23 protein-coding genes, 1 tRNA gene and 2 pseudogenes are annotated in these 25,730 nt (G+C 33.8%); 17 read left to right on the forward strand and 9 right to left on the reverse strand.

The window, feature by feature from the left end; translation table 11 throughout:
- The first annotated feature begins 182 nt into the window (after positions 1 to 182).
- Complete coding sequence (locus ABWU33_RS02100) at positions 183 to 917, forward strand: hypothetical protein (protein ID WP_211908456.1); 735 nt, start codon at positions 183 to 185, stop codon at positions 915 to 917.
- 86 nt (positions 918 to 1,003) lie between these two features.
- On the opposite strand, the gene ABWU33_RS02105 is transcribed toward ABWU33_RS02100, so the two are convergent.
- Both ABWU33_RS02105 and alaS read right to left on the reverse strand, forming a co-directional pair.
- Positions 1,004 to 1,075: transfer RNA gene (locus ABWU33_RS02105), tRNA-Asn, on the reverse strand.
- A gap of 211 nt (positions 1,076 to 1,286) precedes the next feature.
- Complete coding sequence (gene alaS / locus ABWU33_RS02110) at positions 1,287 to 3,860, reverse strand: alanine--tRNA ligase (protein WP_250120434.1); 2,574 nt, start codon at positions 3,858 to 3,860, stop codon at positions 1,287 to 1,289.
- 218 nt (positions 3,861 to 4,078) lie between these two features.
- Between alaS and ABWU33_RS02115 the strand changes: the two genes are divergently transcribed.
- The 6 genes from ABWU33_RS02115 to fmt all read left to right on the forward strand — a co-directional run bounded on the left by ABWU33_RS02115 (position 4,079) and on the right by fmt (position 8,354).
- On the forward strand, positions 4,079 to 5,035 hold the full coding sequence (locus ABWU33_RS02115) for a hypothetical protein (RefSeq protein WP_211908452.1): 957 nt from the start codon (positions 4,079 to 4,081) through the stop codon (positions 5,033 to 5,035).
- A 288-nt stretch (positions 5,036 to 5,323) separates the two neighbouring features.
- Positions 5,324 to 6,088, forward strand: a complete 765-nt coding sequence (locus ABWU33_RS02120; RefSeq protein ID WP_264331294.1) for a hypothetical protein — start codon at positions 5,324 to 5,326, stop codon at positions 6,086 to 6,088.
- Positions 6,089 to 6,299: 211 nt separating this feature from the next.
- The gene (locus ABWU33_RS02125) at positions 6,300 to 6,743 is read left to right on the forward strand and encodes a PAS domain-containing protein (protein WP_019236701.1); all 444 of its coding nucleotides are present in this window, start codon (positions 6,300 to 6,302) and stop codon (positions 6,741 to 6,743) included.
- A gap of 98 nt (positions 6,744 to 6,841) precedes the next feature.
- The gene (gene rpmI, locus ABWU33_RS02130) at positions 6,842 to 7,048 is read left to right on the forward strand and encodes a 50S ribosomal protein L35 (protein WP_006013548.1); all 207 of its coding nucleotides are present in this window, start codon (positions 6,842 to 6,844) and stop codon (positions 7,046 to 7,048) included.
- 21 nt (positions 7,049 to 7,069) lie between these two features.
- Positions 7,070 to 7,435 carry a 50S ribosomal protein L20 gene (gene rplT / locus ABWU33_RS02135; RefSeq protein ID WP_211908450.1) on the forward strand — a complete coding sequence of 122 codons (366 nt, stop codon included), beginning with the start codon at positions 7,070 to 7,072 and terminating at the stop codon, positions 7,433 to 7,435.
- A gap of 19 nt (positions 7,436 to 7,454) precedes the next feature.
- Positions 7,455 to 8,354, forward strand: coding sequence for a methionyl-tRNA formyltransferase (fmt, locus tag ABWU33_RS02140; RefSeq protein WP_211908448.1), 900 nt, complete (start codon positions 7,455 to 7,457; stop codon positions 8,352 to 8,354).
- A gap of 141 nt (positions 8,355 to 8,495) precedes the next feature.
- On the opposite strand, the pseudogene ABWU33_RS08150 reads toward fmt, so the two are convergent.
- A pseudogene (locus tag ABWU33_RS08150) lies at positions 8,496 to 8,648 on the reverse strand (WPE palindromic element domain-containing protein); the annotation flags it as partial.
- A 76-nt stretch (positions 8,649 to 8,724) separates the two neighbouring features.
- Here ABWU33_RS08150 and purH point away from each other — a divergent pair.
- From purH to ABWU33_RS02160, 3 genes are all read left to right on the forward strand, one after another.
- A complete protein-coding gene (gene purH, locus ABWU33_RS02150; RefSeq protein WP_211908446.1) occupies positions 8,725 to 10,245 on the forward strand; it encodes a bifunctional phosphoribosylaminoimidazolecarboxamide formyltransferase/IMP cyclohydrolase in 1,521 nt (506 codons plus the stop codon).
- A 358-nt stretch (positions 10,246 to 10,603) separates the two neighbouring features.
- Positions 10,604 to 10,921 (forward strand): hypothetical protein, encoded by a 318-nt coding sequence (locus tag ABWU33_RS02155; RefSeq protein ID WP_264337618.1) that lies wholly within the window; start codon positions 10,604 to 10,606, stop codon positions 10,919 to 10,921.
- Positions 10,922 to 11,270: 349 nt separating this feature from the next.
- Positions 11,271 to 11,618 (forward strand): transposase, encoded by a 348-nt coding sequence (locus ABWU33_RS02160; RefSeq protein ID WP_353280949.1) that lies wholly within the window; start codon positions 11,271 to 11,273, stop codon positions 11,616 to 11,618.
- A 129-nt stretch (positions 11,619 to 11,747) separates the two neighbouring features.
- Here the strand turns inward: ABWU33_RS02160 and nth are convergent, their stop codons facing one another.
- The 3 genes and pseudogenes from nth to ABWU33_RS02175 all read right to left on the reverse strand — a co-directional run bounded on the left by nth (position 11,748) and on the right by ABWU33_RS02175 (position 13,572).
- Positions 11,748 to 12,386, reverse strand: coding sequence for an endonuclease III (nth, locus tag ABWU33_RS02165; protein ID WP_211908444.1), 639 nt, complete (start codon positions 12,384 to 12,386; stop codon positions 11,748 to 11,750).
- A 21-nt stretch (positions 12,387 to 12,407) separates the two neighbouring features.
- Positions 12,408 to 12,806: a hypothetical protein gene (locus ABWU33_RS02170; protein WP_353280951.1), complete on the reverse strand. Its 399-nt coding sequence runs from the start codon at positions 12,804 to 12,806 to the stop codon at positions 12,408 to 12,410.
- Positions 12,803 to 13,572: pseudogene (locus ABWU33_RS02175) on the reverse strand (IS5 family transposase). The gene ABWU33_RS02170 and the pseudogene ABWU33_RS02175 overlap by 4 nt, the downstream one beginning before the upstream one ends.
- Positions 13,573 to 13,761: 189 nt before the next feature.
- On the opposite strand from ABWU33_RS02175, the gene ABWU33_RS02180 reads away from it, so the two are divergent.
- The 5 genes from ABWU33_RS02180 to trpS all read left to right on the forward strand — a co-directional run bounded on the left by ABWU33_RS02180 (position 13,762) and on the right by trpS (position 18,644).
- Positions 13,762 to 15,561 (forward strand): peptidylprolyl isomerase, encoded by a 1,800-nt coding sequence (locus tag ABWU33_RS02180; protein WP_250120095.1) that lies wholly within the window; start codon positions 13,762 to 13,764, stop codon positions 15,559 to 15,561.
- 134 nt (positions 15,562 to 15,695) lie between these two features.
- The gene (gene rpsP, locus ABWU33_RS02185) at positions 15,696 to 16,010 is read left to right on the forward strand and encodes a 30S ribosomal protein S16 (RefSeq protein WP_006015540.1); all 315 of its coding nucleotides are present in this window, start codon (positions 15,696 to 15,698) and stop codon (positions 16,008 to 16,010) included.
- 10 nt (positions 16,011 to 16,020) lie between these two features.
- Positions 16,021 to 17,007: a polyprenyl synthetase family protein gene (locus ABWU33_RS02190; RefSeq protein WP_353280952.1), complete on the forward strand. Its 987-nt coding sequence runs from the start codon at positions 16,021 to 16,023 to the stop codon at positions 17,005 to 17,007.
- A 62-nt stretch (positions 17,008 to 17,069) separates the two neighbouring features.
- Positions 17,070 to 17,630 carry a nucleotide exchange factor GrpE gene (locus tag ABWU33_RS02195; protein WP_010402249.1) on the forward strand — a complete coding sequence of 187 codons (561 nt, stop codon included), beginning with the start codon at positions 17,070 to 17,072 and terminating at the stop codon, positions 17,628 to 17,630.
- Positions 17,631 to 17,645: 15 nt separating this feature from the next.
- A complete protein-coding gene (gene trpS / locus ABWU33_RS02200; RefSeq protein WP_353280954.1) occupies positions 17,646 to 18,644 on the forward strand; it encodes a tryptophan--tRNA ligase in 999 nt (332 codons plus the stop codon).
- A 7-nt stretch (positions 18,645 to 18,651) separates the two neighbouring features.
- On the opposite strand, the gene ABWU33_RS02205 is transcribed toward trpS, so the two are convergent.
- A complete protein-coding gene (locus ABWU33_RS02205; protein WP_211908438.1) occupies positions 18,652 to 20,019 on the reverse strand; it encodes a hypothetical protein in 1,368 nt (455 codons plus the stop codon).
- Positions 20,020 to 20,411: 392 nt separating this feature from the next.
- Between ABWU33_RS02205 and ABWU33_RS02210 the strand changes: the two genes are divergently transcribed.
- Both ABWU33_RS02210 and ABWU33_RS02215 read left to right on the forward strand, forming a co-directional pair.
- Positions 20,412 to 23,078 carry a 2-oxoglutarate dehydrogenase E1 component gene (locus tag ABWU33_RS02210; RefSeq protein ID WP_211908437.1) on the forward strand — a complete coding sequence of 889 codons (2,667 nt, stop codon included), beginning with the start codon at positions 20,412 to 20,414 and terminating at the stop codon, positions 23,076 to 23,078.
- A 221-nt stretch (positions 23,079 to 23,299) separates the two neighbouring features.
- Complete coding sequence (locus ABWU33_RS02215) at positions 23,300 to 24,061, forward strand: hypothetical protein (protein WP_250120094.1); 762 nt, start codon at positions 23,300 to 23,302, stop codon at positions 24,059 to 24,061.
- 73 nt (positions 24,062 to 24,134) lie between these two features.
- Here the strand turns inward: ABWU33_RS02215 and ABWU33_RS02220 are convergent, their stop codons facing one another.
- Positions 24,135 to 24,728, reverse strand: coding sequence for a TIGR02217 family protein (locus ABWU33_RS02220; RefSeq protein WP_010405410.1), 594 nt, complete (start codon positions 24,726 to 24,728; stop codon positions 24,135 to 24,137).
- Between the two features lie 53 nt (positions 24,729 to 24,781).
- Positions 24,782 to 25,660 carry a hypothetical protein gene (locus ABWU33_RS02225; RefSeq protein ID WP_246433235.1) on the reverse strand — a complete coding sequence of 293 codons (879 nt, stop codon included), beginning with the start codon at positions 25,658 to 25,660 and terminating at the stop codon, positions 24,782 to 24,784.
- Positions 25,661 to 25,730: the final 70 nt, after the last annotated feature.

Below are 25,730 nucleotides of genomic sequence, written 5' to 3' on the forward strand. Positions count from 1 at the left end.
CGAGAACCTCCGATGATACCAAAAACAAACTCTTCTCACAACTTTTGTGTTAAAATAAGAGATATAAAAAGCTGCTTGGAGGCAATGGTATATGAAGTTTTTCATAAAATATTTTATTAAAGTGATTGACAGTTGCTGAAGTGTTTACTAAAACACTTGCATAGCTTTAATAGTGAGGTCAAATGAGTTATAGCCAATATATAAAGGATAATACTTTAGCAACATCAGGTGCTATAATTAATGTTGATAGATTAGTAAACTTTTTAAAAAGCAATACAAAGATTACAAGACTTATTTTACGATGTTCAAAAATTAATTATGAGGTTATAAAAGAATTAGCTCAGCTTTCTCATCTTACTTCACTTGATCTAAGTTGCAGTTATGTTGGTACAGAAGGTGCAAAGATTTTAGCAAGCGGGAATCTTATAAATCTTACTTCGCTTGATTTAGGAGGAAACGAAATTGGTGATGAAGGTGTAGAGGCTTTAGCAAGTGGAAATCTTACAAGTCTTACTGAGCTTAAATTATATGATAATAAAATTGGCGATAGGGGGGCAAAAGCTTTAGCGAGTGGAAATCTTACAAATCTTACGTTGCTTAGTTTAGGATGGAATGAAATCAGTGAAAAAGGTGCAGAGGCTTTAGCGAGTGGGAATCTTATAAATCTTATTACACTTAAAGTATATGATAACAGCATTAATTACAGAGGTTCACAGACTTTGGCGAGTGGAAATTTGGTGCATCTTACTTCAATTATTTTTAATTATTGTTATATTGATAGCACGTTCCCTAAAAATGTCCTGCCTTCACTGCAAAGTAGGTGTAATAGAAGAAAAATAGGGGAAGAATCAGGTAGTAAGCTAAGTGAGGTACAGGCATCTTTGCATTTTGAAAGTAAAGGTTTTAAAGCTATATAACTCCACAGTTTTGTCTGTTTAAGAGACAGAGAAAAGTTAGTGAATTCTGGGCTAAAAATGAAATGTACAGATTGTATAAAACAATGCTCCCCGGGCCGGATTCGAACCAGCGACCAATTGGTTAACAGCCAACTGCTCTACCACTGAGCTACCGAGGAATAAACTGTTTTTAATTTATCATATTGAACGTAGATTGTAAATGATTTTTATGTAGACTTTAAACCTAGATATCATTCCAGAGCATGGAGCTGTAATCCAGTTCTTATTACCTGATATGCTCATTTGACAGTTAAGTCTTCTCTACCCTTATTTGCATAATACCTTGACGATTCCGTTCACGGTTAAAAGATACCGAGGTAGTAGGGTGTATTAGTTTTTGCAAGCTGTTATTTTGCTATGGATTGCTGTAATGGCATCATCTATTTTATTGTTATCACAGCCTGTTTGGGCAAGTTCGGCATTTCCACCGCAATCCCTTCTGGTTACAGTAGATACTAGCTCTTTTGCATTGATCTTATTAGTTAAATCTTTACTTACTTTGACAATCAAAACTGTTTTATCTTTTTCTGTTACCATGAAAGCTATTACAGTTTTCGGTTTTTGTTGCTGTAGAGCAAATTCCCTTATTATACTTCCTGGAACGTTATTGAAAGTGTGGCTTACGAAATTTATTCCATTTATTTCGGTACTTTTTACAGTTTCTACACTGATAAGCTTTTTATAAAGATTTTTTATTTTGACTTCAAATTCTTTGCGCTCCTGGCTTAAAATACTGAGTCGACTTATTATTTCATTTACTGGTGCTTTTACGCATTCTGCAACTTTTTTTAAGCTAATTTCGTTATTGCGTACATAATTAATTGCTTCTTGACCGGTTAAAGCTTCAATTCTTCTTACTCGAGATGCAACGGAACATTCTGCTGCTATCTTAAACAAACCAATTTCTCCGGTACGCTCCACGTGTGTACCACCACATAATTCTTTTGAATCTCCAATTTTTACAACCCTAACATTATCACCATATTTTTCACCAAATAAGGCCATCGCTCCTTCGTCTATTGCCTCATCCATACCTTGAACTTTTGTGGACGTAGAAAGATTTTCTCTGATTAGAGAGTTTACTATATCTTCTACTGAAGACAGCTGATCCTGAGTGACTGGCTTATTGTGACTAAAGTCAAATCTTAGTCTATTTGGTGCGACTAGAGAACCTTTTTGAGTAACGTGATCACCTAAGATTTTTCTGAGTGCAAAGTGTAGAAGATGTGTAGCTGAATGATTTCTTCTTAAGTCTTGTCTTCTTTTTTTGTTAATACTAGCTGTAACTGTGTTACCTTTACAAATTGAGCCGACGCACCTGTGCAAATACAAGTCATTAATCTTGTTGGTATTTTCGACTGTTACCATACTTCCATCAGACTGTATAAGATTTCCAATATCTCCCACTTGTCCACCTGACTCTCCATAAAAAGGTGTTTTATCAAGTATAATAGTTATCTTTTCTCCTTCTTTTGCAGAATCAATTACTTCATTTTTAGAGGAAATTATTGCGAGTACTGTTGCATCTTTTACTTCATCACGTTCATAACCAACAAATTCCGTTTTGCCAAACTGATCGATTAAATTAAACCATACTTGTTCAACAGACTTTTCACCAGATCCAGTCCAATTAGCACGTGCTCTTTCTTTTTGCTCTTTCATTGCATTATCAAAACCTTTTTGGTCAAAATTTATTTTTCTTTCTTTCAAAATATCAAGTGTGATATCCAAAGGAAATCCATAAGTGTCATATAGTTTGAATGCTGATTCTCCAGATAGAGTGTCACCTGATTTTAAATCTGCAGTGAATTTGTCCAAGAGATTAATGCCTTTCATTAAAGTGTCTTTAAAGTTTTCTTCCTCTGATTTTAACGTTGTTTCTATTAAGCTTTTAGCTCTGATTAGCTCTGGATAAGCATCTCCCATATAAGCCAAACTTGTGCCATCTATGAGTGCAGGAAAAACAAGGTTCAATAGAGAATCATTATATCCAAGTAGGTGGATATAACGTACTGCTCTCCTGATCAATCTGCGTAGTACATAATTTCTTCCTTCATTTCCAGGAAGCACTCCTTCTGCGATAAGAAATGCAGCTGCACGAAGGTGATCTGCGATAATCTTATGAGCTACTTTATTTTCCGTATTTCCACAGTACTCTTGCGATTTACTTACCAGAGCAGAAAATAAGTCAATATCATAGTTATCATGAACGTTCTGCATAACAGCTGCTATTCTTTCAAGGCCCATTCCGGTATCGATGCATTTTTTTGGTAATTTTTGTAAATTACCTTCTTCATCTTTATTAAATTCCATGAACACCAGGTTCCAAATTTCAACAATTCTGTCGTCTTCATGCAAATCCTGATTTGCATGATCGTAAAAGATTTCAGAACATGGGCCACATGGACCAGTATTGCCCATGCTCCAAAAGTTATCATCTGTTGTAATTCTTATGATTTTATCATCTGAAAAGCCACTTATCTTACGCCAAATTTCATATGCTTCATCATCAGTGTGGTAAACAGTTATGGATAGTCTGTTTTTATCAAGAGACAATTCTTCAGTAATAAATTTCCACGCAAATTCTATCGCAGTTTCTTTAAAGTAATCACCAAAGCTAAAATTTCCGAGCATTTCAAAAAATGTGTGATGCCGAGATGTATAGCCAACATTTTCAAGATCATTGTGTTTACCACCTGCTCTGAGACACTTTTGACTTGAGACGGCACGTTTCATTTCAGTTTTTTGCGTGCCGGTAAAGATGTTTTTGAACTGTACCATACCAGCATTTGTAAACATGAGTGTTGGATCGTTCTCTGGAATCAAAGGAGAAGAAGGAACTTGCTCATGATTATTATTTACAAAAAATTTTATAAATCTTTCTCTAATTTCGTTTAGCTTCATCGTTTTTACTGAGGTTATCTATGCATAATAAGTTGTAACAGAAGTAAAATCAATTTATCAATCTAAATATTAATATATACATTACTTAGTATAATAAAAGTAACTTTTACATAAAAATTTTAATAAAAAGATATAGGTTTAAATATTTTATCCACTAACATAGAGAAGTATTTATTAATTCAAATAATACTTTTATTAATTAATTTAAGGAGTGTGAAATGCCAAAAAAATTCCAAAACACTAAGAATAGCATGCGAAAGAGAGAAACAAAAAATAAGCAGGAGATGGATGGTCCAACAATTAGAATTGTATCTGACTTGGAAAGTATAAAACAAAACAGAAGGGTAGAATTTTTAATTAAAGGAGAGAATTTAACAGTAAAAGACCTCTCTATATCTTCTAGAGCAGCTGAGATAGGCTTGGTTACAGGAATAGTAAATTCAATAGACATTCCTCAAGCAATTCGTGAATCGACAATAGATAGAATTATTTTAGGTCTTAAGAGTGGAGAAATAGAAAAAGGTAAAGAATATAATTATAGAGAATTTAAGAAAATATATCTACAAAACCTTGTAGATGAATTGGGTAAGGATAGTTCAAAAAAGCTAAAAGAAAGAACTGATGAAAATAGCCAATTGAGAGGATCTACTACTGAAGAAATTGATTATCAGATGAAGGAAGGTGTAACTATCGAATCAGCTTCTTTAACAAAACAAGAATTCGATTTTGCATCAAGCAAAGTAACTACTAAAGAGATTAATGACGTAATAAATGAAATAGAAGAATCAAACGCTAGTTATGGAATGACACCTGAAGGTATAAGTAGTGTTTCCCGTTTTGATAGTAATTCACAAGAAGTATTAGATCATTCTATATTTAATAGCACAGATGTGGAAGGGCCTAAATTACCCGAAATAAATGGAGGACAGTATATAGGAATAGCAGGGATTGCTGGTGGTATATTGGGTGGAGTGCTAGCAGTAGCTTTTGCAGGATTAGGATACTTTGTATGGCATAGAAAAAATAGGGAAGGTAGCTACGATGTTGAAAAAGCTATGAAAAACCTTCCTGAACAAACTCAACTTGAGCATTCCGGATCTACATCAGAAATAGAATCTTTGCTCAGCAATGCTACATCGGTAGCACATCTATCTTCTCAGATTAGTGTTGAGTAAAATTCCAGAGTTTGATGGCACAACAGTGCCATCAACTTAGCGCTTACAGCACTTATATGCTCTGGAACCAAAGGAGAAGAAATTTTCCTGTCTTACACAAAATTTATAATTCTTTCTCTAATTTTATATCATTTTTACTAAGGTATAATAAATTGCAATGAGAAATTCAGATATTAATATATGTATTATTTAGTATAATAAAAATATAAAAATCTTAGTGAAAAGATGTGGACTTAAATAATTTATCTTTTATACATAAGGAAATATTGGTCAGCTTGGGGGTCATATATGTCAAGAAGATTTAAAAATACTGTAGGAAAAAAAAGATCAATCAATAAGGAAAAAAGGAATAGATGGATTAGTATTGAATCAGAATTGCGAGATGTAGAACAAAACAGAACAATATATTTTCTATTGGGAGGAGGTGATTTAAAACTTAAGTATGTATGTATGCTTGACGATACATCTTATCGTATTCTTGTTGCTGAAGGAGAAATAGTGCATGCAGAAAATCCAAAAGTGATGATTGATGATATTGTTTCTGATCTCAAGAGTGGAAAAATACGAAGTTATAAAAGATATAATGCCAAAGAGTTTTATGAAAAGTATCTCAAAGAGTTTTTGAGTAATGAGAATTTGCAAAAGCTGGAAGCTGTTGATATTGAAAGTACAACAACAGAACTACCAAACTTAAAACAAGTAATGGAAGAAATGAAAAAATCAAACGCTAGTAATGGAATTACAATTCAAAATATAGGAAATGTTAAAAATACGACAAATATTTTGGGTAATCCTATGATTCATGATAGGAACTTGAGAAGATTTAAATTATTGGAAACATCTCGATCAAATAAGGAAAATATGGGAGTGTTAACAGTAGATATGTTAGCAATGGGAGTAGTCTTGTTAGCAGCTATCGCAGCAGCTGTACCATTTAAATGTTGGTTTTATAATAGAAAAAATAAAAGCCATAGTAGTTCTAAGGAAGAAACTTCATCTAGTAATTTATTAAGTGCAATAACCTTAGAAAGTAGAGGTAATAGTATTATTTAGTCACAATATTGCAAAAATAGAATTTTTTTATTATTTTTTTACAGTTTCCTCATTTAATAATTTTTATGCTCTAATTATTATACTTAATTTATCATTACCTGTTGTGTAAACAGGATGAGAATTTTCAATAATCTACATCCTTTAGTAAGAAAAAATCAATACATTCACGATAAATTTACCTCATATCTGTGTTTTATATGTGGAATTTCGAATGGAAAATTATGCAGGCAAAGAAAGAAGAATAGTGAATATAGTTACTCAACATTGGAGTGATATAAAAGGATCAGATAGAGAATGGCCAGAAAGACATGAAATAGACACTGCAGAAATCATGGAGTCATGGCAGCATTGTTTTATCATTGAAGTTAAAGATCGAGGTTATATTTGTGAAAATGCAGGAGAAAAAGCTATTGAATTCTATGGTTTTGAAAAAAAGATGTACATCGATGATAAGTATGCAATTGATGCACCATTTTTGCGGTTATATAAAATAGATGCAGTTATTGATAAACTTGAGACTGTAATAGAGAGTAAATGCTCAATTAACGAAGAGGAAGAAAGTGAAAGTGTTAAAATAAGGCAAGTATTGCTACCAATTGGGAATGAAGAAGGTATAACACATATACTGGGTGTGATTACATTCAAGCTGCTTTAAAATACAATTTTAATTTGATTCTTTAATAAAATTATCTATACTCATACTTAATTACTAATAAAGAACTAAATAGTGGTGTTTGTAAATTTGTTTAGAATATGACGAAAATAAAATTAAAAACCAAATCTTCTGTCAAAAAGCGCTTTCACCTTACAGCTAAGGGTAAAGTCATCTCTACTCAGTCAGGTAAGAGACATGGCATGGTAAAGAGAAGTAAATCTAATATTCGTAATCAACGCGGTACAACGATTCTCAATAAATCTGACTCGCGTATAGTTAAACTTTATATGCCTTATGGTATTTAATAAAATGGAGGTAAGATAAAAATGGCTCGGATAAAGCGTGGAGTCGCTACTCATGCTCGTCATAAAAAGGTATTAAAATTAGCAAAGGGTTATAGAGGACGGGCAAAGAATTGTTATAGAATTGCATTACAAAGGGTTGAAAAAGCACTACAGTATGCTTATAGAGACAGAAGAAATCGCAAGCGTGATTTTCGTGGTTTGTGGATAATACGTATTAATGCAGCGGCAAGAGAACATGGACTTACTTATGGTAGGTTTATGTATGGTCTTAAACTTGTTGGAGTTGATTTGAATAGAAAAATTCTTGCTGAGATGGCTGTTAATCATAAGGATGATTTTGCTAAATTAATAGAAACTGTAAATATTAAGTTAGCAGAAAATTCCTAAAGCAAACACACCTGAAAACATGAGAATTATTTTCATGGGGTCACCGGGGTTTGCTGTTGGTGCGTTAAACTTACTATTGAAATTACAGAGTGAAATAGTAGCAGTATATACTAAAGCTCCAAAGCCTTCTGGACGTGGGCAGAGGTTAACAAAATCGCCAGTACACATCGTTGCTGAAAAAAGTGACATAGAGGTATGTACTCCTACCTCTTTAAAATCTTCGATAGAGCAAGAAAAGTTTGGAAATTTTAAGCCAGACGTTGCAGTTGTTGCTGCGTATGGATTGATACTTCCAAAAGAAATTTTAAATATTCCCAAATATGGTTGTATTAATATTCATCCATCATTGCTGCCTAGGTGGCGCGGTGCAGCTCCGATACAGCACACAATTTTAGCCGGAGATCAAGAAACCGGAGTTAGCATTATGCAGCTAGATGAAGGATTAGATTCTGGCCCTATTTTAAAACAGAAAAAATTTCTTATTGAAAAAAGCGATAATTATAAGACGTTGTATGATAAATTGTCTGAATTAGGTAGTGATTTACTGCTGAAAGTACTAAACGAAATTGAAAAGCAAGTTCCCTTAAAACAGAGCGATAACGATGCGTGCTATGCTGACAAAGTAAAAGACTATAAAATTTACGCAAGTGACGCCTGTGAAATTGCTTATAGAAAGGTTAAAGCATTTTATCCAAAAGCATTCATTAAGGTAGAGAATAAACGTATCAAGATACTTGATGCTGAATTTGAAGCCTTCACTTCAGGACAAGGTGAGATCATTAATGATAATATGCATATAAGTTTAAAAGGTGGTACTTTAATTCCTAAAGTTGTACAAATGGAAGGAAGAAATCCTTGCGATATTAAAGATTTTGTTCGTGGCTTAAAATCAAGTTTAACAAAAAAATTTATAGAATAGACTACTTTGAAGGGAGGGTGAGAAGAGCTAAAGCAACTTCTACAATTTGGTATTCCGCTGCTTGTTAGCGGAATCTACAACAAGATAACGCGTTTTGGTGTACGAACATTGCAATTTGCAGGTAATTTGAGTAGTAGATGGTGTCATTCCAGTGCTTGACAATGGAATCCAGTTTCTATTGTACAGCCACCTGGTGCGTTCATTTAAAGTGAAGTTTTCTGGATCCCAGTGTCTGGGCACTGGGATGACATCTTTTTTGGTCTCTTGTATCACAATGTTCGTACAGTTGTGGATAACGTGGCGGTATGACGTAGTAGCTATATATAGACAAATTTTCTTTTCTTAGATATAATCTTAAGAAACCTTCCATATGAAAATTAAAAGAGCTTTAATATCAGTATACGATAAGACAAATATAATTGAACTTGCATCGTTTTTGATGCAGCAACAAATAGAAATTCTCTCAACAGGGAATACTTATAAAGTGCTATCAGATGCGGGAATAAAAACGCAAGAAGTTTCAGATTACACACAATTTCCAGAAATACTAGATGGCAGAGTGAAAACTTTACATCCTAAAATTCATGGAGGAATACTCTGTGATCGAAAAAGGCACGAAAAGGAAATGCAGAATCTAGAAATTAAGCCGATAGATCTGCTTATAACTAACTTATATCCATTTTGGAAAACGGTTAATAGCAACTCAAGTGAGAAGCAAATCATAGAACAAATAGATATAGGTGGAGTAGCATTAATTAGAGCTACAGCAAAAAACTTTCATTTCACTTCAGTGATTTCTAGCATTCAAGATTACGAAACACTGAAAGCTGAGATGATCAAAAATAACAATCAGACAACATTAGAATATAGAAAACATCTAGCAACTAAAGCATTTGCTCTGACTGCACAGTATGATTCTAATATTTACAATTGGTTTTTATCACAGGGTAAAAGCAATGAGTTACCAGAGTTTTTTACTTTATATGGATGTAAAGCACAAGGACTCAGGTATGGTGAAAATCCTCATCAAAAAGCTGCATTTTATAGCAATCAATTTAGCAAGTATCCACTGGAGAAAATACATGGAAAAGAGTTGAGCTATAATAATATAGTCGACATAGAGTCTTCACTTAACATAATTTCTGAGTTTCAAGAACCTGCAGCAGTGATAATAAAGCACAATAATCCATGTGGCGCTGCTGTTAGTGATAGTGCTTTAAAAGCATATGAAAAAGCTCTATCATGTGATGAAATAAGCAGTTTTGGTGGAATAGTTGCTTTCAATCGGGAGATAGATTTAAAGCTAGCAGAGAAATTAAACGAGATATTTTTGGAAGTGGTGATAGCACCATCGGTAAACAATGAGGCACTAAAAATTTTACAAAAAAAGAAAAATTTAAGAGTGATTATTCATCAATCTCTTCAGCAAAATGCAAAATATCAAATCAAAAATGTTGTTGGCGGGTTCTTAGTGCAAGAAAATAATAACCATACAGTAAAAGTAGAAGAAATAAACCGAGTGACAGAATGCACTACAACAAAAAAAGAGAAGGAAGATCTTATTTTTGCTTGGAAAATATGTAAACATGTAAAATCCAATGCAATAGTGATAGCAAAAGACGGTTGTGCTATTGGCATCGGTGCAGGACAAACAAGCAGAATAGATAGTGTGAATATTGCAGTAAAAAAAGCAGGTGAAAAATGTAAAGGCGCAGCGCTTGCTTCAGATGCATTTTTTCCATTTCCAGATAGTATAGTAGAGAGTGCAAAGCATGGAATTACAGCTATAATTCAGCCAGGTGGCTCATTGAAAGATCAAGACGTGATAGCAGCTGCAAATGAGAATAAAATTGCCATGTTTTTCACTGATGTTCGTAACTTTCTCCATTAAGCTTTGTATCCTGTCAAAATTATACCCACACAGGGCTTTGTTGCATAGCAGCTTATAGGTTTGAAAATTGTAGTAAATTGATGTAGTTACTTTAAACTCAACTATACCTATCTGTAATTGTAAGCTGTACTCTTGAGCTCCTGATGCGATTATAGCAAATCCTAAAATGCCTTGCTGTTTTTCCTTATAGACATTCAGCTTACCTTGTATATTAGTCTATCTGGATGATATTTTACTTTTTCTAGAATATAATAATTCCCTAGAAATTACCCTACTCAATTCTATTGTACCTTGTTTAACATTGAAACATGAGTCTGGAATCTAGAAATTTTTTAAGAACAAAAGTTATTCTAAGTTTTTGTTGGTAAGAAAGACTGGATTCCAGTGGGCTTTGTTGCATAGCTCAGATAAAAAGAACTGGAAGTTACTGACGAAATTCACTATAAAACAGGCATTTAACCTACGAAAGAAAAATATGCCAACTAAAATGAAGGTCAGTAACTGCCATGGATATAACAGATTTCTACAAGAAAGAGGAAATATTTTTCATTTTATTAATGAGGCAATAGAAAGTTGGTACGAAAATAGCCCCAAAATGCGAGGTGGAAATTATATTTATAGTAATAAAGTTGTGATTTTAGTGCATATGTCGCTAGTCTCTTTAGAATTGGCTTAAGACAAACGGTAGGGTTTATAAAAGGATATTTGCAGCAAGTAGTTAGCAGTCATTAGCTATTCGCAGGCTTCAAGAAGGTTTCAATATTAAGATCAATGATTGCAGAGTTGATAAAAACAATATGGAAGATATTGAAATTGCCATAGACAGTACAAGTATCAGATAATACCCCTGGTCACAGTAAGGAAAATAGCGAAGTATCGCAGTTATAAACAGGTAAGAAAGCTACACGTAATATTGAGTATAAATAGTAAAAAAGCTATAGCTGCACAATATAGCAATGGTGCCTACTCCGACCATTATAGTGCTTGTGACTTGCTCAGCTTTCAGCATGCTATAAAAGCATTATATGCAGACAGAGCCTATCAAGCTTTATAAATTGTGCAAAAAATATGATATAAAGACAAAAATTTTACCGAAAAATCGTGCAGCGGAGCATACAAAATTGGATTATATGGCTGAAAGGAATGTTGCCATTAGATTATGTGTTAAAGACGGTGTGAAAGAGTGGAAGGAGGAAGCGGTTTATGGAAAAAGGTCATATATTGAAGGATTTTTTTCAAGATTAAAGCAAATATTTGGGTTTAGTTTTAGAAATAGATCTGAAGTAAATCGAGAAAAAGAGTTGCTAATAAAATGTTACTTACTCAATAAATTTACTGATATTGGCATGGCTAAATTTGAGGTAGTTTCATGAATTTTTTATGCTTTACCCACTATCCGATAAGCGATGCAACAAAGCTATCCCAGTGTCAGCTACTCGGTTGACACCATCATAGAGATCAGCTACTTGGATGATAAAAGTAAGAAATATCGAAGTGTTGTGCTAGACTTTATACCTCTTGCATTCAAACTCACATAAATCATGAATTATGCATGTTTCACACAAAGGTTTTTGTGCCTTGCAAATGTATCTACCGTGTAAAACTAGCCAATGATGAGCATAAAGCAGGTATTTTTTTGGAACCACATTCAAAAGAGATTGCTCTGTTTTAAATATATCTTTTTCTTTCACAAGCCCAACTCTATTGCTTACTCTAAAAACATGAGTATCAATTGCCAATGTTGGAATACCAAGCCCTGAATTTAAGAACACATTAGCGCTCTTTCTCCCAACCCCTGGTAAAGATACCAAATCATCGAAATTAGTAGGCACTTTGCTATTGTACCTCTCAATCAATATTTTGCTGAGCCCGATTATATTTTTTGCTTTGGAATTATATAAACCAATACTGCTTATGCATTTTCTCAGCTCACTTTGCCCAAGATTCAACATTTTTTCTGGCGTATCAGCAATACTAAATAGCTCCTTTGTAATTTTATTAACACTTATATCGGTCGTCCGCGCTGACAGAACTATTGCAACTAATAACGTAAAATGATTGGTATAATTTAGCTCTATTTTTGGCGCAGGATTTGACTGTTGAAATTTTTCAAATATTAATTCTACTTTTTTTGAGTCCATGCATAGAGCTAAAAGCTTATACTATACTGTTTGCTGTGCAAATTCAATTGCTTGAGGATTAGATAGTCCTTCAGTATTAACATCAGACATATCAGTTTTTACCTCATCAAAATTCCTTTCAGCAAATTCGCTTGCCACTTCTGCAAAACACTTTCTAACAAGAGGCATAATTATCGGCATTAATAGCCTTCGTGGATCATACCGTCCTAACAGATTAGTTTCCTTTTTTACTCTATCTCTTGGATCTTCCTCAAGTAAATCTTTCATGTGTTTTTCAGTGTATATTTCACAACCTTTTGAAAATGTAGGACTAAATATCTCAGTAGCTAGCAGTGCTAACAATGACAAAGTACCAAATATTGTCACATCAACATAAAGACTATTAGAAATAAACCCTCTATCATCAAAGAACCTGTTCATAATCTTTTGAGGAGGAAAGAAGTAAAAGCAAATTTGTAGGCTAGTATTAAGTTTACGCTCGCAATTTTTCCAAAGTCGCCTACATTTTTCCAACCAGGCAAAAGAAGATCTCTCAACAACCCATCTTTTTGGCAATACAGCAAAGGTGTGTAATTCGCTTCACCTCAACAGTTGCACCAATAGTTACTTTTATCTGTGTTGCAAAATTTTCTCCAGTGTAGCCTGCATCAACCAGTATGTTTTTAACTTCAGAGAGACTTTCTTTAGCATTTTTAACCATTGTCAAAGCACTGCTACGATCAGTTATTTCTGCCGTTGTTATATGAATTGCGTGTGTCAAACCTTGTGTATCAACTGCGATATGACGCTTTATTACTGAAATTTTCTTGCCAGCATCATAACCTTTTTCTTCAGCATTATCGGTATTTTTTACACTTTGGGCATCAATGATGCAGAAGCTTGTTTTGGTATTCCGACCACTGTTCTCTCCAACCAATTTTTTTAAGACAATTTCTAGAACACTTTCTCTATCTTCATTCGTTTTTTTACTCCATTTCTTAAAGTAATCGTAACAATTTCGCCATCTTGGAAACTCTTTTGGAAGCATTCGCCATTGACAGCCACTTTTTAGTACATAAAGCACACCACAAAATAACTCATATAAACCTAATCTTCTTGGCTTTGTTTTCTTTCGCACACTTTCTAAAATTAGTCTAATCTTTTCGAATTTTTCACAACTTATGTCACTTGGATATGTATTCCTCATACTTTACCTCATGTCAACTATACCTCATCTTACCATATTCAGAGATCACTTACAGGCTCTTAGGTTAATATAAGCTTCCATTCAATTTAATACACTACAATATTACATATATTAGCTAATTTGTTAATAGATTTACAAAGATTAAATTATTGCTATTCTAAATTTAAGTGTTAGTTAACTGAGTTTACAATGAGTATTAGAAATTTTTTTACCAAGGCAATCGTTCTCCTTTTAGTTTGCTTATTAATCTTTATGGGGATTGGCAATTTTTTATCAAATGATGATGAAAGGAAAGAATTAGCTAAAGTAGGAAAGGAAGTTATAACATCAGATGAATATAAATTACTATATCAAAATTATGAAAAGCAAATTTCTGGATCTGATGTAAGTAAAGAACAAGTAAAAAAGCTGAAATATGATTTACTTAACGCACTTATAGAGCAAAAACTATTGTTTAACCTAATTAGCGAACTTGGATTAAAAGTTGGAGAAGAATCTATCAAAAGCCATATAAAAAATACCAAGTACTTTCAGGACGATAAAGGAGAATTTGACCATAATAAATTCCATCAAACTCTAAATAGCCTGCATATAACAGAAAAGGAATATATAGAAAAACTAGAGAAAATCCTGCCTGCAATGATGTTCATGACTTCGTTATTTAAAGATAATTATCCGGTAACTTTTGGTGAGGGTGTTGATGAGCAGATATACAAAAATCGCTACCAAACTAGAGTAGTTGATATTGTTAAAATAACTGAGGATGCAATTACAGACGTTCCTGAACCAGATGATCAAGCCTTACTTGATTTGTATGAAAGAAATAAGTCCAATTTTTATTACCCTGAGTATCGAACTGCGCAATACATTTCTCTGGATCAAAAATATTTTGAAGATCAAATCAGAATTTCAGATGAAGAGGTTGATAGTATAATAGAACATCAGGAACTTAAAAATCAAAGAGACATATTCAATGTGATATTTCCTACCAAAGAAAAAGCTGAAATAGCAAGAAGAGCACTTGAAGAAAGTAAAGCAAGCTTTGAACAAATAATAGAAGAGTTTAATAAAGTGAAACTCGATGAAACCAGAGTAAATAATATAACTAAGGATTTCTTACCTGAAAATATGAGAGAAAAGGTATTTGCTCTCAAAACAGGTGAAGTAAGTGAAGTTTTAACAAGCAATTTTGGATGGCACGTAATAAAGGTAGAAAGCATACATCAAATCTCTGATGAAGACTTGGTTGATTTAAAAAAAGACATAAGGTCAGTTTTAACCAATCAAAAGTCTTTTGAAAAAGTCAATGATTTCATAAATCAAGTGAATTATAAGATATACAATGGTGCAACGATTGAAGAAATCTCCAATAATTACAATTTACCTATACAAACCATTGGTCCAGTAGATGCTAGTGGAAAAGACCAAAGTGGTAATGAAGTAGGAAATTCCAGTGATTTCATTTCTTTCATTTTTTCACGCGAGAAAGATCAGAAGAATTATTTTAAGGGTGTTGGAGATACTGTTGTTAGTGTAAAAATCAGTGATATCGTTCCTCCTAAATTACAAAATTTTGAAGAAAGTAGGGAATCAGCCATAAAGCTTTGGCGTAGTGAATTTATAAAAGAAAGAATGTTTAAAATGGGACAAGAAGTAGCAGTTCAACTAAGAGAAAAGACAGATTTGGAAGAAATGCAAGGTATAAAATTGGTTAAAGGCCAGCAAATACAACGCAATGAACAAAACTACCCTTTTTCTTTCATAGAAGAGATTTTCAATATGAAAACAACTAATTCGGTAACAGATCCTATTCAATACAATAATGAAATTATAATAGGCGTTCTAAAACAAATGCATTCATCAAATGGTAAATTAAACATGCTTGACACCGGAAAACGTGTGATGATATCGCTAAAGGAACAGTTAATTAGCTATCTAAAATCAAAGTATAGAGTAGAAGTTAATCATGCTATGATTGATGATATATAAAAAAGTTTATTATCTTCCTTTTATGAGTGATTGGAGGGGGCTATATTGTATTTTTAGGTAAAAGAGGTACAATTAGTTTGACTTGAGCTGTTTATTGTATTTAAATTGTAATTAATATATGAATAAAGGTTGACATGGCAGTTAAAATAAGGTTAGCAAGGTTTGGGGCAAAGAAACGTCCTTTTTATAGGATAGTTGTAGCCGACTCACGAGCACCAAGAGATGGGCGCTTTATTGAGAGAATAGGACAATATGATCCAATGTTGCCAAAAGACAATAAAAATCGTGTTGTGGTAAAAGCTGATAGATTAAAACATTGGCTAAGTGTAGGAGCGCAAGCAACTGAAAGGGTAATGTGGTTCATTAAAAAAGGCATAGTAGATTTAGAAACAGAATCGAAAAAAATAGAAAAGAAAAAAGTTGAGAAAGTACAAGGGCAAGAAGCATAAGTCCTCTTAAATGCTAAACACTGATTTAACAAAAAGTAGTAAATTAGATGATATTTTATCTTCTGACTTATTGGCTATGAATGACTTTATCTTCAAAAATGTCAATGATGAAGGTACTAAGCTTGCTACCGATATTACATCTCATCTTATTAATTCAGGAGGAAAAAAGATAAGGCCTAAGCTCATTTTTATTATGTGTAAAATGCTGAATTACTCTGGAGAGAGTAGGGTCAACATTGCTGCATCGGTAGAATTTATACACAACGCTACTTTACTTCATGATGATGTGCTTGATGAAAGTAAGGCACGCCATGGAGTTGCAACAGCAAATAAAATTTGGGGAAATAAATCAAGCATTTTAGTTGGTGATCTATTATTGACCTTAGCATTTAGATGGCTTATAGAATGTGGGAATTTAAGTGTTCTCTCTATTTTATCTAAGGCATCTAATTTGCTTGTCAAGGGTGAGATAAAGCAGATGACAACGCGTTTTGACCCTAACACAATTAGGAAAAATTATTTTAATATCATTGGAGAAAAGACAGCATCTTTATTTTCTGCATGCTGCGAGGCTGCATCAGTATTATCTGGAGCCACAAGTGACGAAACAGAGAGGCTAAGGAATTTCGGGTTTAATTTTGGTATGGCATTCCAAATAATTGATGACGTGCTAGATTATACTGCTAATCAAGGCACTTTAGGAAAGCAACTTGGAAAAGATTTCTTTGAAGGTAAAGTTACTTTACCTTCTATTATAGCATATGAAAAAGGCAGCCCATCAGAACAAAAATTCTGGGAGAAATCTTTTTCTTCAGCTAGACACAATTTTGACCAAGCATTACAATATATTAATCATCATAATGCCATTCATGTTTCTATAGAAGAAGCTAAACACTATATTAATATGGCGCAAAGTAATATTGATACTTTTTCTGATTCTCTTTATAAAACTGCTTTGATTGACTTTTTAAATGCAAGCATAGAAAGACAAGGATAGCTAACGCTTGATATTTTTAGATTGATTGTTATATATTTATTAAGTTTGTAAGGGTGAATGATATGTCAGATAGTAATAAAGAGAAAAAAAAGAAATTTGCAGATATGGTCAGTAAACGAAAAGGGGATGATCAAGAAGATCAGCAAACAGGTGATTTAAGTGAAGAGCTTAATATATTAAAAGAACGTGCAGTTCAGCTTGAAGATCATTTACGTCGCGCTGTTGCGGATAATGAAAACGTTAAACGTATAATGCAAAAGCAAATTAGCGATGCAAGTGATTATGCAGTCACAAAATTTGCACGTGATATGATCGACTCTTGTGACAATTTAAAAAAAGCAATGGAAAACTTGAAAGATGATGATCCTATTCATGAAGGAATAAAAGTGGCGCACCAAAAGATTGTGAGTGATCTAAAAAAACATGGAATAGAAGAAATAGATCCAATAGGTAACTCTTTTGACAGCAATTTACATCAAGCTGTTGTGGAAAGAGAAGATAATGAAAAAGAGCCTGGCACTATTGTAGAAGTACTACAAACTGGTTATACAATTAAAAATAGGTTGCTTCGTCCTGCAATGGTTATTCTTTCTAAAAAATCTGCTGATTGCGAAAGTAACTAATAAAACACTCAAGGTATGGAAGAAGTTATCTTCTCAGGTATTCAGCCAAGTGGAGTATTACATTTGGGCAATTATCTTGGTGCAATTAAGCAGTGGATAGGGTTGCAGGATAAATATAAATCTCTTTTTTGTGTTGTTGATCTGCATGCAATCACAGCAAATAAGCTTCCCGCAAATGAATTAAAAAATAATATTTTTAAAGCAGCAGCAACTTATATTGCATGTGGAATAGATCCGGAAAAGTCGATTATTTTCAATCAATCCGCAGTTAGTGGTCATGCAGAATTGGGCTGGCTGCTAGGGTGCTATACACCAATTGGTTGGCTTAATCGTATGACTCAATTTAAAGATAAGGCTGGAAGCGATAGACAAAAAGCTTCTCTTGGGTTATATAGCTACCCAGTACTTATGGCTGCGGATATATTGCTGTATCAAACTAAATATGTTCCTGTTGGCGATGATCAAAAACAGCATTTAGAACTTGCACGTGATATTGCATCAGCTTTTAACAATCATTATAAATGTAGTCATTTCATCATACCTGAAATCTTAACTTTGGATTGTACATCAAGGATAATGAGCTTAAGAGATGGAGCAAGCAAGATGAGCAAATCTGATTCTTCAGAATACTCATGCATTAACCTTGACGATACAAATGACTTGATTGTCAAGAAAATAGAAAAAGCAAAAACAGATTCAATTCCAGGCTTTGATTTTGCTACTTTAAAGTGCCGTCCAGAAGTAAACAATTTGGTAAACATTTATTCAGTGCTTAGTGATTTAAATGTGGAAAAAGTGTGTGAAGAAGTGAATAAACATGATATGAAACACTTTAAAAAAGAGTTAGCTGGCTTAATCATCAGTGTTATATCACCCATACGTGAGAAGTTGAAAGGTCTTTTGAAGGATCAGCTCCATTTACATAAAATATTAAAAGAAGGTACAGAAAAAGCAGCAGAGATTGCAAATAACAATATAAAAAAGATCAAGGATATTATAGGGTTTGTTCAATAGGTTACAACTATTTCTTTCCATGGCTTTCAAATCGTGCAGCTATTTTCTTTACACTAACATGAGTGAGAAGAGGTTTTTTACTAACCGGAAGTTTAGAATCGGACTTTGCTGTTATGGGGTTCATTTTAGATCTTTTATTTCCTACCGGAAATGAGTGAGATTGGGAGGCAGTTTTTTGCGATGGTGCAGGATCTTTCTTCATACCGATATCTGCTTGTGTTGCAGGGGTGGCTTTGCTCTTAGCAACTTGGTTTTGCTCAAATTTTCCTACTATTGACTTTACTCTACCGTCCTTCTTGCTATTTACTTTTTCTTTTATAATAACCGCTTTTACTTCTGATGCTGCTTTATCAGCAGATTTTTTGAGGATTGGTTTACTTTCAGCTGATTTTTGCGAAGTCACTTCTACTATTATTGGTTTCGTGCTCACTTGTTGATCAACAATATCTAGCCTTTTAGGATTTGACAGTATTTCAGATTTATCTTCTTTAGTTTCTTGCCTAATTTCTTGATTGGTAGCGTTTAGCGCTAGTGGCTCTGGAGCCTGTCTCTTTTTATATCCTCTTCTTGTTCCTGCATTTTTCTTAGGTTTCGTTTTGTGAGTTGGCTCCTTTTTAGCTAACTTTGAGTCTTCCGAATCTTTTGTTGAAGATTTACTACTTTTCTCTTGATAATTTGATATTTCCTCATGTCCAGACTCTTCACTTAATGAACTTTCATAGCCTGAATCTTCAGGAGATACGTTCTCTATTTCTGGTTTAAAGTGTACCTTTTTTGAGGCAGTAGGAGGTGGCGGAGGTGCTGTTGTTGGCCGTTTTATTCTCTTCATAACTAATTTTCCTACCGGCTGTTTTCCTTCTTGCAGCTTAGGAGTATCTTCCTTCTGCTTTGATGTCGTTTTATTTTCCGTGCTTACTTCGTATGATTTATGTTCTTTATTGCCTTTTCCACTCTGTTTCGAATCTAAAATTTCTTTAAGTCCTTTCTTGAATAGATTAATTGTACTTAAAATATTTGTGTATTCGGCTGCTTTTTCTATAGTGAAACCTGATAATTCATCACCAACAAAATTTTTTATGTCATTATCATTAGTTGGAATATCTTTTCCCAAGACTCTATCTAATATCCCTTTTAATGTTCCAATAAAACCGAGTGGCTTTGTGATCAAAGGTTCTACATAATTATTCAAGTCGCTATATATAACAAATTTGGCTACATCTTTTGCGTTGTTTGTAAAATTCTTCAGAGCTTGAGATAAATCTTTCAGTGTTTCATCATATTGTTCATTAATTTTTTTTGTATCCTTCAGCTTTATGACTCTTATCAAAGAATTGAGATTTTTATCATAACTGTCACTTTTAAATAGATCACTCATACCAATTACTGTTTATCGTTTACTTAAATATAAATTCAAAGTCTTAAGATCGAGTAAATGTTATATGACTTATCCTCTGACTCATAAACGCTTGCGTTCCTTAATGTGCAAAAAAATTTCAATAATCTTCAATCAGCAATAGTATAGAAATCCAAAAAACAAGTAGCTAACACTGGAACCTAGGAATTATGATTTGGCACAAGTTGATGAGTATAGTTGTTTTATGTTGAAATACAGCATTTATGGAAAGATTAGATGTCAGTCTAGAATGACACCCTTTCTGGAAAACTCGGATTACAGTGTTTGTATAACTTAATAATTAGAAACTAAAGGAGTTCTTTTTTAAAAAACTTAAGTTATACTCATAAGTATTTGATACTTTTGTAGTGATTATGTCCAGTTTTAAAAATAACTCCTGTTTTTATGGCGATAATGTCGAATTTGTGGAAGAAATTTATAGCCGTTACTTGCAAGGCGATAAATCAATTGGAGAAGATTGGTACAGAATTTTTTCGAGCAATTTAGAAGTTAATAAAGCAGAACCCTGCAGAGCACAGAATGAAGCTAAGGTAGATGCTGATGATTTAGCAAATTTTTTCAGATTTTATGGTCACTTTTTTGCAGACTTAAATCCATTATCACCGAATGTAAATAAGGAAATAGATTATCAAAAATACTTGAATCTTTCTCCTACAAGTGACACTAGAATCTACAGAGATATTTACTGCAAGAATATCGGTTTTGAATTTATGCATATTTCCTCTTATGAGGAAAGAGTTTGGCTGCAGGAGAAAATTGAAAATCAGGTCTATACGCTAAGCCCTCAGGATAAAAAAGAAATACTAAGGCACTTGATTGAATCTGAGATGTTCGAGCAATTTCTCCATATGAAATTTCCTGGATATAAGCGTTTTTCTATCGAAGGTGGGGAGTCAGCCATTGTTGCAATTGAAAGAGTTATTAGTGATTCTGCAGCTTTTGGTATTGAAGAAATAGTTCTTGGTATGGCCCACCGAGGACGGCTCAATGTTCTAACCAAAGTGATGGGAAAAGATTATGCGGCAATGCTGTCTGAATTTCAAGGCAACCTTGCATATCCAAGTGGTCTTGAGGTGTCTGGTGATGTCAAATATCACCTTGGTTACTCTTCTGATCGAGCACTTGCTGGTGGTAAAAAAATACACTTAAGTTTATGTCCTAACCCATCTCACCTTGAGGCGGTAAATCCGGTTCTAGCTGGAAGAGTAAGGGCAAAACAAAATACGAGATCTGTGCTTGGAATATCAATTCATGGTGATGCAGCTTTTATCGGGCAGGGAGTGGTTGCTGAAACCCTGACTTTGAGCAACATTGAAGGTTATAAAGTTGGTGGTATCGTGCATATTGTCATCAATAACCAAGTTGGTTTTACTGCGAATCCTCGTTGTGCACGCTCTTCTTTTTATTGTACTGATGTAGCAAAATCAATAGAAGCTCCAATATTTCATGTTAATGGAGATAATCCAGAAGCCGTGAGTTTTGCCGCGAGTTTGGCAATGGAGTATGTGCAGAAATTTAAAAAGGATGTGGTGATTGACATAATATGCTACCGCAAATATGGCCATAATGAAGGTGATGAACCAAATTTTACTCAGCCACTTATGTATAAAGCAATATCAAGGCATAAAACTCCGGGAACAATTTACGAAGAGAAGCTGGCTGCAGAGAAAGTCCTAATTAGTGATGAAGTAAGTAAATTGCGCAGCGAATTTAGGGTAAGGTTGGATAAAAGTCTTGCTGAGTCAGTGACTTACACTCCAAAAAAAGCTGATTGGTTTGATGGAGTGTGGTCGAAATTGAGAAGAGCAAAGTTGAACGATTTGAGTGAATATTATACGGAATCTGGTGTTTCACCAGATGAGCTAAAAAAATTAGGTGTACACATAAATAGCAATATTCCAAGTAGTTTTAATCTCAATAATAAAGTGAGGAAAATACTTGATGGCAGAATAGAAAGTATAAATTCCGGTAGCAATATAGACTGGGCCACTGGTGAAAGTCTTGCATTTGCGTCATTGCTTAAAGAAGAAATAGGAGTGCGCTTGTCAGGACAAGATTCTGGTCGTGGTACCTTCTCGCACCGTCATTCAAGGCTTGTTGATCAAGTAACGGAAGAAGATTTTATTCCACTAAACAACATAAGTGAGAAGCAAGCTCGCTTTGAAGTTATAGATAGCGCACTATCTGAGTATGCTGTGATGGGTTTTGAATATGGATATAGCCTTGACTCTCCATATTCACTGGTGCTCTGGGAAGGGCAATTTGGTGATTTTGCAAATGGTGCGCAAATCATGATCGACCAGTTTATTGCATCAGCAGAAACAAAGTGGTTGCGATCAAGTGGTCTAGTTTTACTTTTGCCTCATGGTTATGAAGGGCAGGGGCCTGAGCATAGTTCTGCTCGTATAGAGAGGTTTTTGCAACTCTGTGCAGAGGATAATATGCAGGTGGTTAATTGTTCTACTCCTGCGAATTATTTTCATGTTTTACGCCGACAAATTAATCGAGATTTTCGTAAGCCTTTAGTGGTGTTTACACCTAAATCACTATTGCGTCATAAAAGCGCAGTTTCTAACCTTTCTGACTTTGAAGGAAAATTTCTTACGGTAATTCGAGAGTGTAGAACAGGTTTAGTTGCAAGTGATAAAATACGTAAAGTTGTAATATGTAGTGGTAAAGTTTATTACGACATAATTGAAATGCTTGAAGCACAAAAAATAAACGATATAGCAGTAGTGCGTTTAGAACAATTTTATCCATTCCCGGCTGATAAACTAAACAATGAACTCGAAAAATATAAGAACGCTGAAATTATATGGTGTCAAGAGGAACCAAAAAATATGGGAGGATGGTTTTTTGTTAATCCGTTAATAGAAGAGGTTCTATCTAATCTAGACACTCAAGCAAAAAGGCCTAAGTGTGTTGCAAGACCTGCTGCTGCATCTCCTGCATGCGGTTATGCTAATGTCCATGCTCAACAACAAGCAGAAATTTTGAAGCAAGTTGTGCAGGGTATCTAGCACAATCTTGCAGATATTGAAGCGAAAGCTAGCAAGCGAACATTGTTCTTAATATTTGGCACTGCAGCCGGGTGCGATAGAAAATATATCACAACAATCAAACTGCTTGTATACTCATACAAATATAAAAAGACTTTACTTTTTTAATAAAAGCTTAATATTTATTAACATTTTCATTTATTTTTCTTAATATAGTTAATATTAACTATATTAAGATATATATGAATACAGAAGTATTTGAGAGGTTAATAGGGCAAACTAGGCTACGCAGCAATAGTAAGGCTGAAATCATACAATTAAATAGAAGCGAGAAGGCTTTTATAGATGAGGATAAAAAGTCTATCGAATTGGCTAAGGCTATTTTTGCAGAAAATAATATGTTTCGTTTTCGCAAACCAGGTTCTGCTACAGATTACATTTTGCACAAACTAATAAATGATAAAAAGCTTCTAGAGGAAATGAAAGATAGAGGTACAAGTATAATACGTCTTTTTTCTTTGCTATCAATGTATCGTAATCTTCCCGATTGCTATGTTGTGAGAAAAGAAGGGTGTATTACTGAGTTTGGAATACTTACTGATGTTAACGAATGTTTAGAATCAGTACCTTTAGAAGACTTTATACTTATTGAGTCTGCTTCGTACCTAGAGTACATTTTGTTTGAGAATGATGATATTAGAAATAGGTTAGCTGAAGATAAAACAAAATTAGATATTTTCGTAAATGGAATTTTAGCAATAAGTAGCTCGGATTTAGTATTATCTTGTATCAACACAATCGAGGCTTTTAATGAGGAAGCTAGAAATTTTGTCAATCACATACAGAAAACCAATAGGATGGACTACCTCTTTAAGGAAAATGGTACAACACTTGTAAAGTTAGTTCTAAAAGAATTATTAAAACTTTCTATTTTACAAGAAAGAGAAAACACTACATTAGAATTTCCTCAAATTTCGAGTGTGGAACATTGTAATGGGCGATAGACTTTAAAATGTGCAAGGCTCATTTAAATATGAGCCTCAGTATCGCTTAACTTTTATGGAGCATACTTTAACTTTATTTCACTTCCACCAAGGGAATATTGTTCCAGCTATTGCTGCCATAGTTATCAATAGAAGCGTTTAGGTAATCTGTATCAAATCGTACTGGCACATCAAATTCGAAGCTTGCGGTGATTATTGTGCCTTTTGCTGGTGGTTTCATAAATGCTATTTCTCCAGTTGAATAATTCACTGAATATTTTTCTGTCTTTTCACCATCTAGGTAAATTTTTATTGTATCATGCACTGGCTTTTTAATAGTTCGTGTATGCTTGTCTTTTCCACTTATGTAAGTTTTCATCAGTTGAAAGATCGTTTTTTTATCGTCTCCTATGCCAATTTCTTGATTGATAACTGTAAAGTCTGACCAATCCTTAAAACGAAACCCTATTGCTTTACCTTTTCGTGCCTGAAAAAATGTTATGAGTTCTGTTAGCTGCTCGTTTGACCTGACTCCATAAGCTATGTTATACCTGGCACGTGCACGAGACCAATTAATATTGCGCTGCTCACAACCATTATGAGTTGTTACAACGTCAGTGGAAAATTCAGGTCCTCCAGTGGAACCATAAGATATATTTTCTGGAAATCTAATTTCTGTAAATGACATATGCCCTCCTGTAAAAATAAAATTGAGTTGATATAGATGAAGTAGGAAAGATCTTAAATTTTTGAAGCTGCTTTATCAATCAGGCTATAAATTTTAAATCCCGTTTCTTCTAAAAAAGTAAAGGTGTTGTTTTCTCCTACCTTACCTTTCAGTTCGTTAATGTCTTGATGACTCTGCGTTAACTGATATACACAAACACATGCAATGGCTAAAGCAACTCCAGCAAGACATGCTAAAGGAATTGGTTGGGTAAAAATAGCAACTGTAGCAAATGCTGTGAATGCTATAGCTGTTATTACAGCAGCTATGCTATAAATAGCTTCTCTTCTGTAACTATTGATTAATTTCTTTTCTATTGCCTCTTGTTGTGTTTCTTGCCCTTGTTGATGAGAAATAGTAATTACTGTATCTGTATGAATTGGCTCACTAGCGCTGGTATCAATTCTCTCTTTTTGTGTTTTTTGTTCTTTATGATCTTGCGCAATTGCTGCTTTGCTAGTTCTGATATTATATTGTTCTTCTTGCTCTGATTGATCAGAAGCAGGAACTTCTGTCACTTCACCAAAGATTTCTTCATTAGAAACTGGTTGACTTTCTGTTATATCTTCAGAAATTTCACTTAGGAGTGGCACAAAATGCCTCATGTAATTCACTACTCCTACAGTTTTTTTGCTACTATCTATCTCTAGTTGATTGAGATTTATATCTTGTATAAAAACTTCTGGATCATCATCATGTGCTGTAATTTTAGTTACTGTAATTTTTTGACTATCTTCCTCTATTGAATAAACACGGAGCTCCACTTTGTACTTGTCGCATATCATTCTGCCTTCAATGTTTGAACGACCCCATATAGGTGAAGAATCAGTTTCTGTAACCGTATTTTCAATGTCTTTTAAGTATTTACGAAAAGTCTTCTCTTCATCTATCATATTTATTTTAGTTTTTGGGTTTTGTATAGGACCATACGGACCTTCTAGTGCAACAAAGTAGTCACCAATA

Source organism: Wolbachia endosymbiont (group B) of Cyclophora punctaria (genome assembly GCF_964028235.1).
Taxonomy (GTDB): Bacteria; Pseudomonadota; Alphaproteobacteria; order Rickettsiales; family Anaplasmataceae; genus Wolbachia.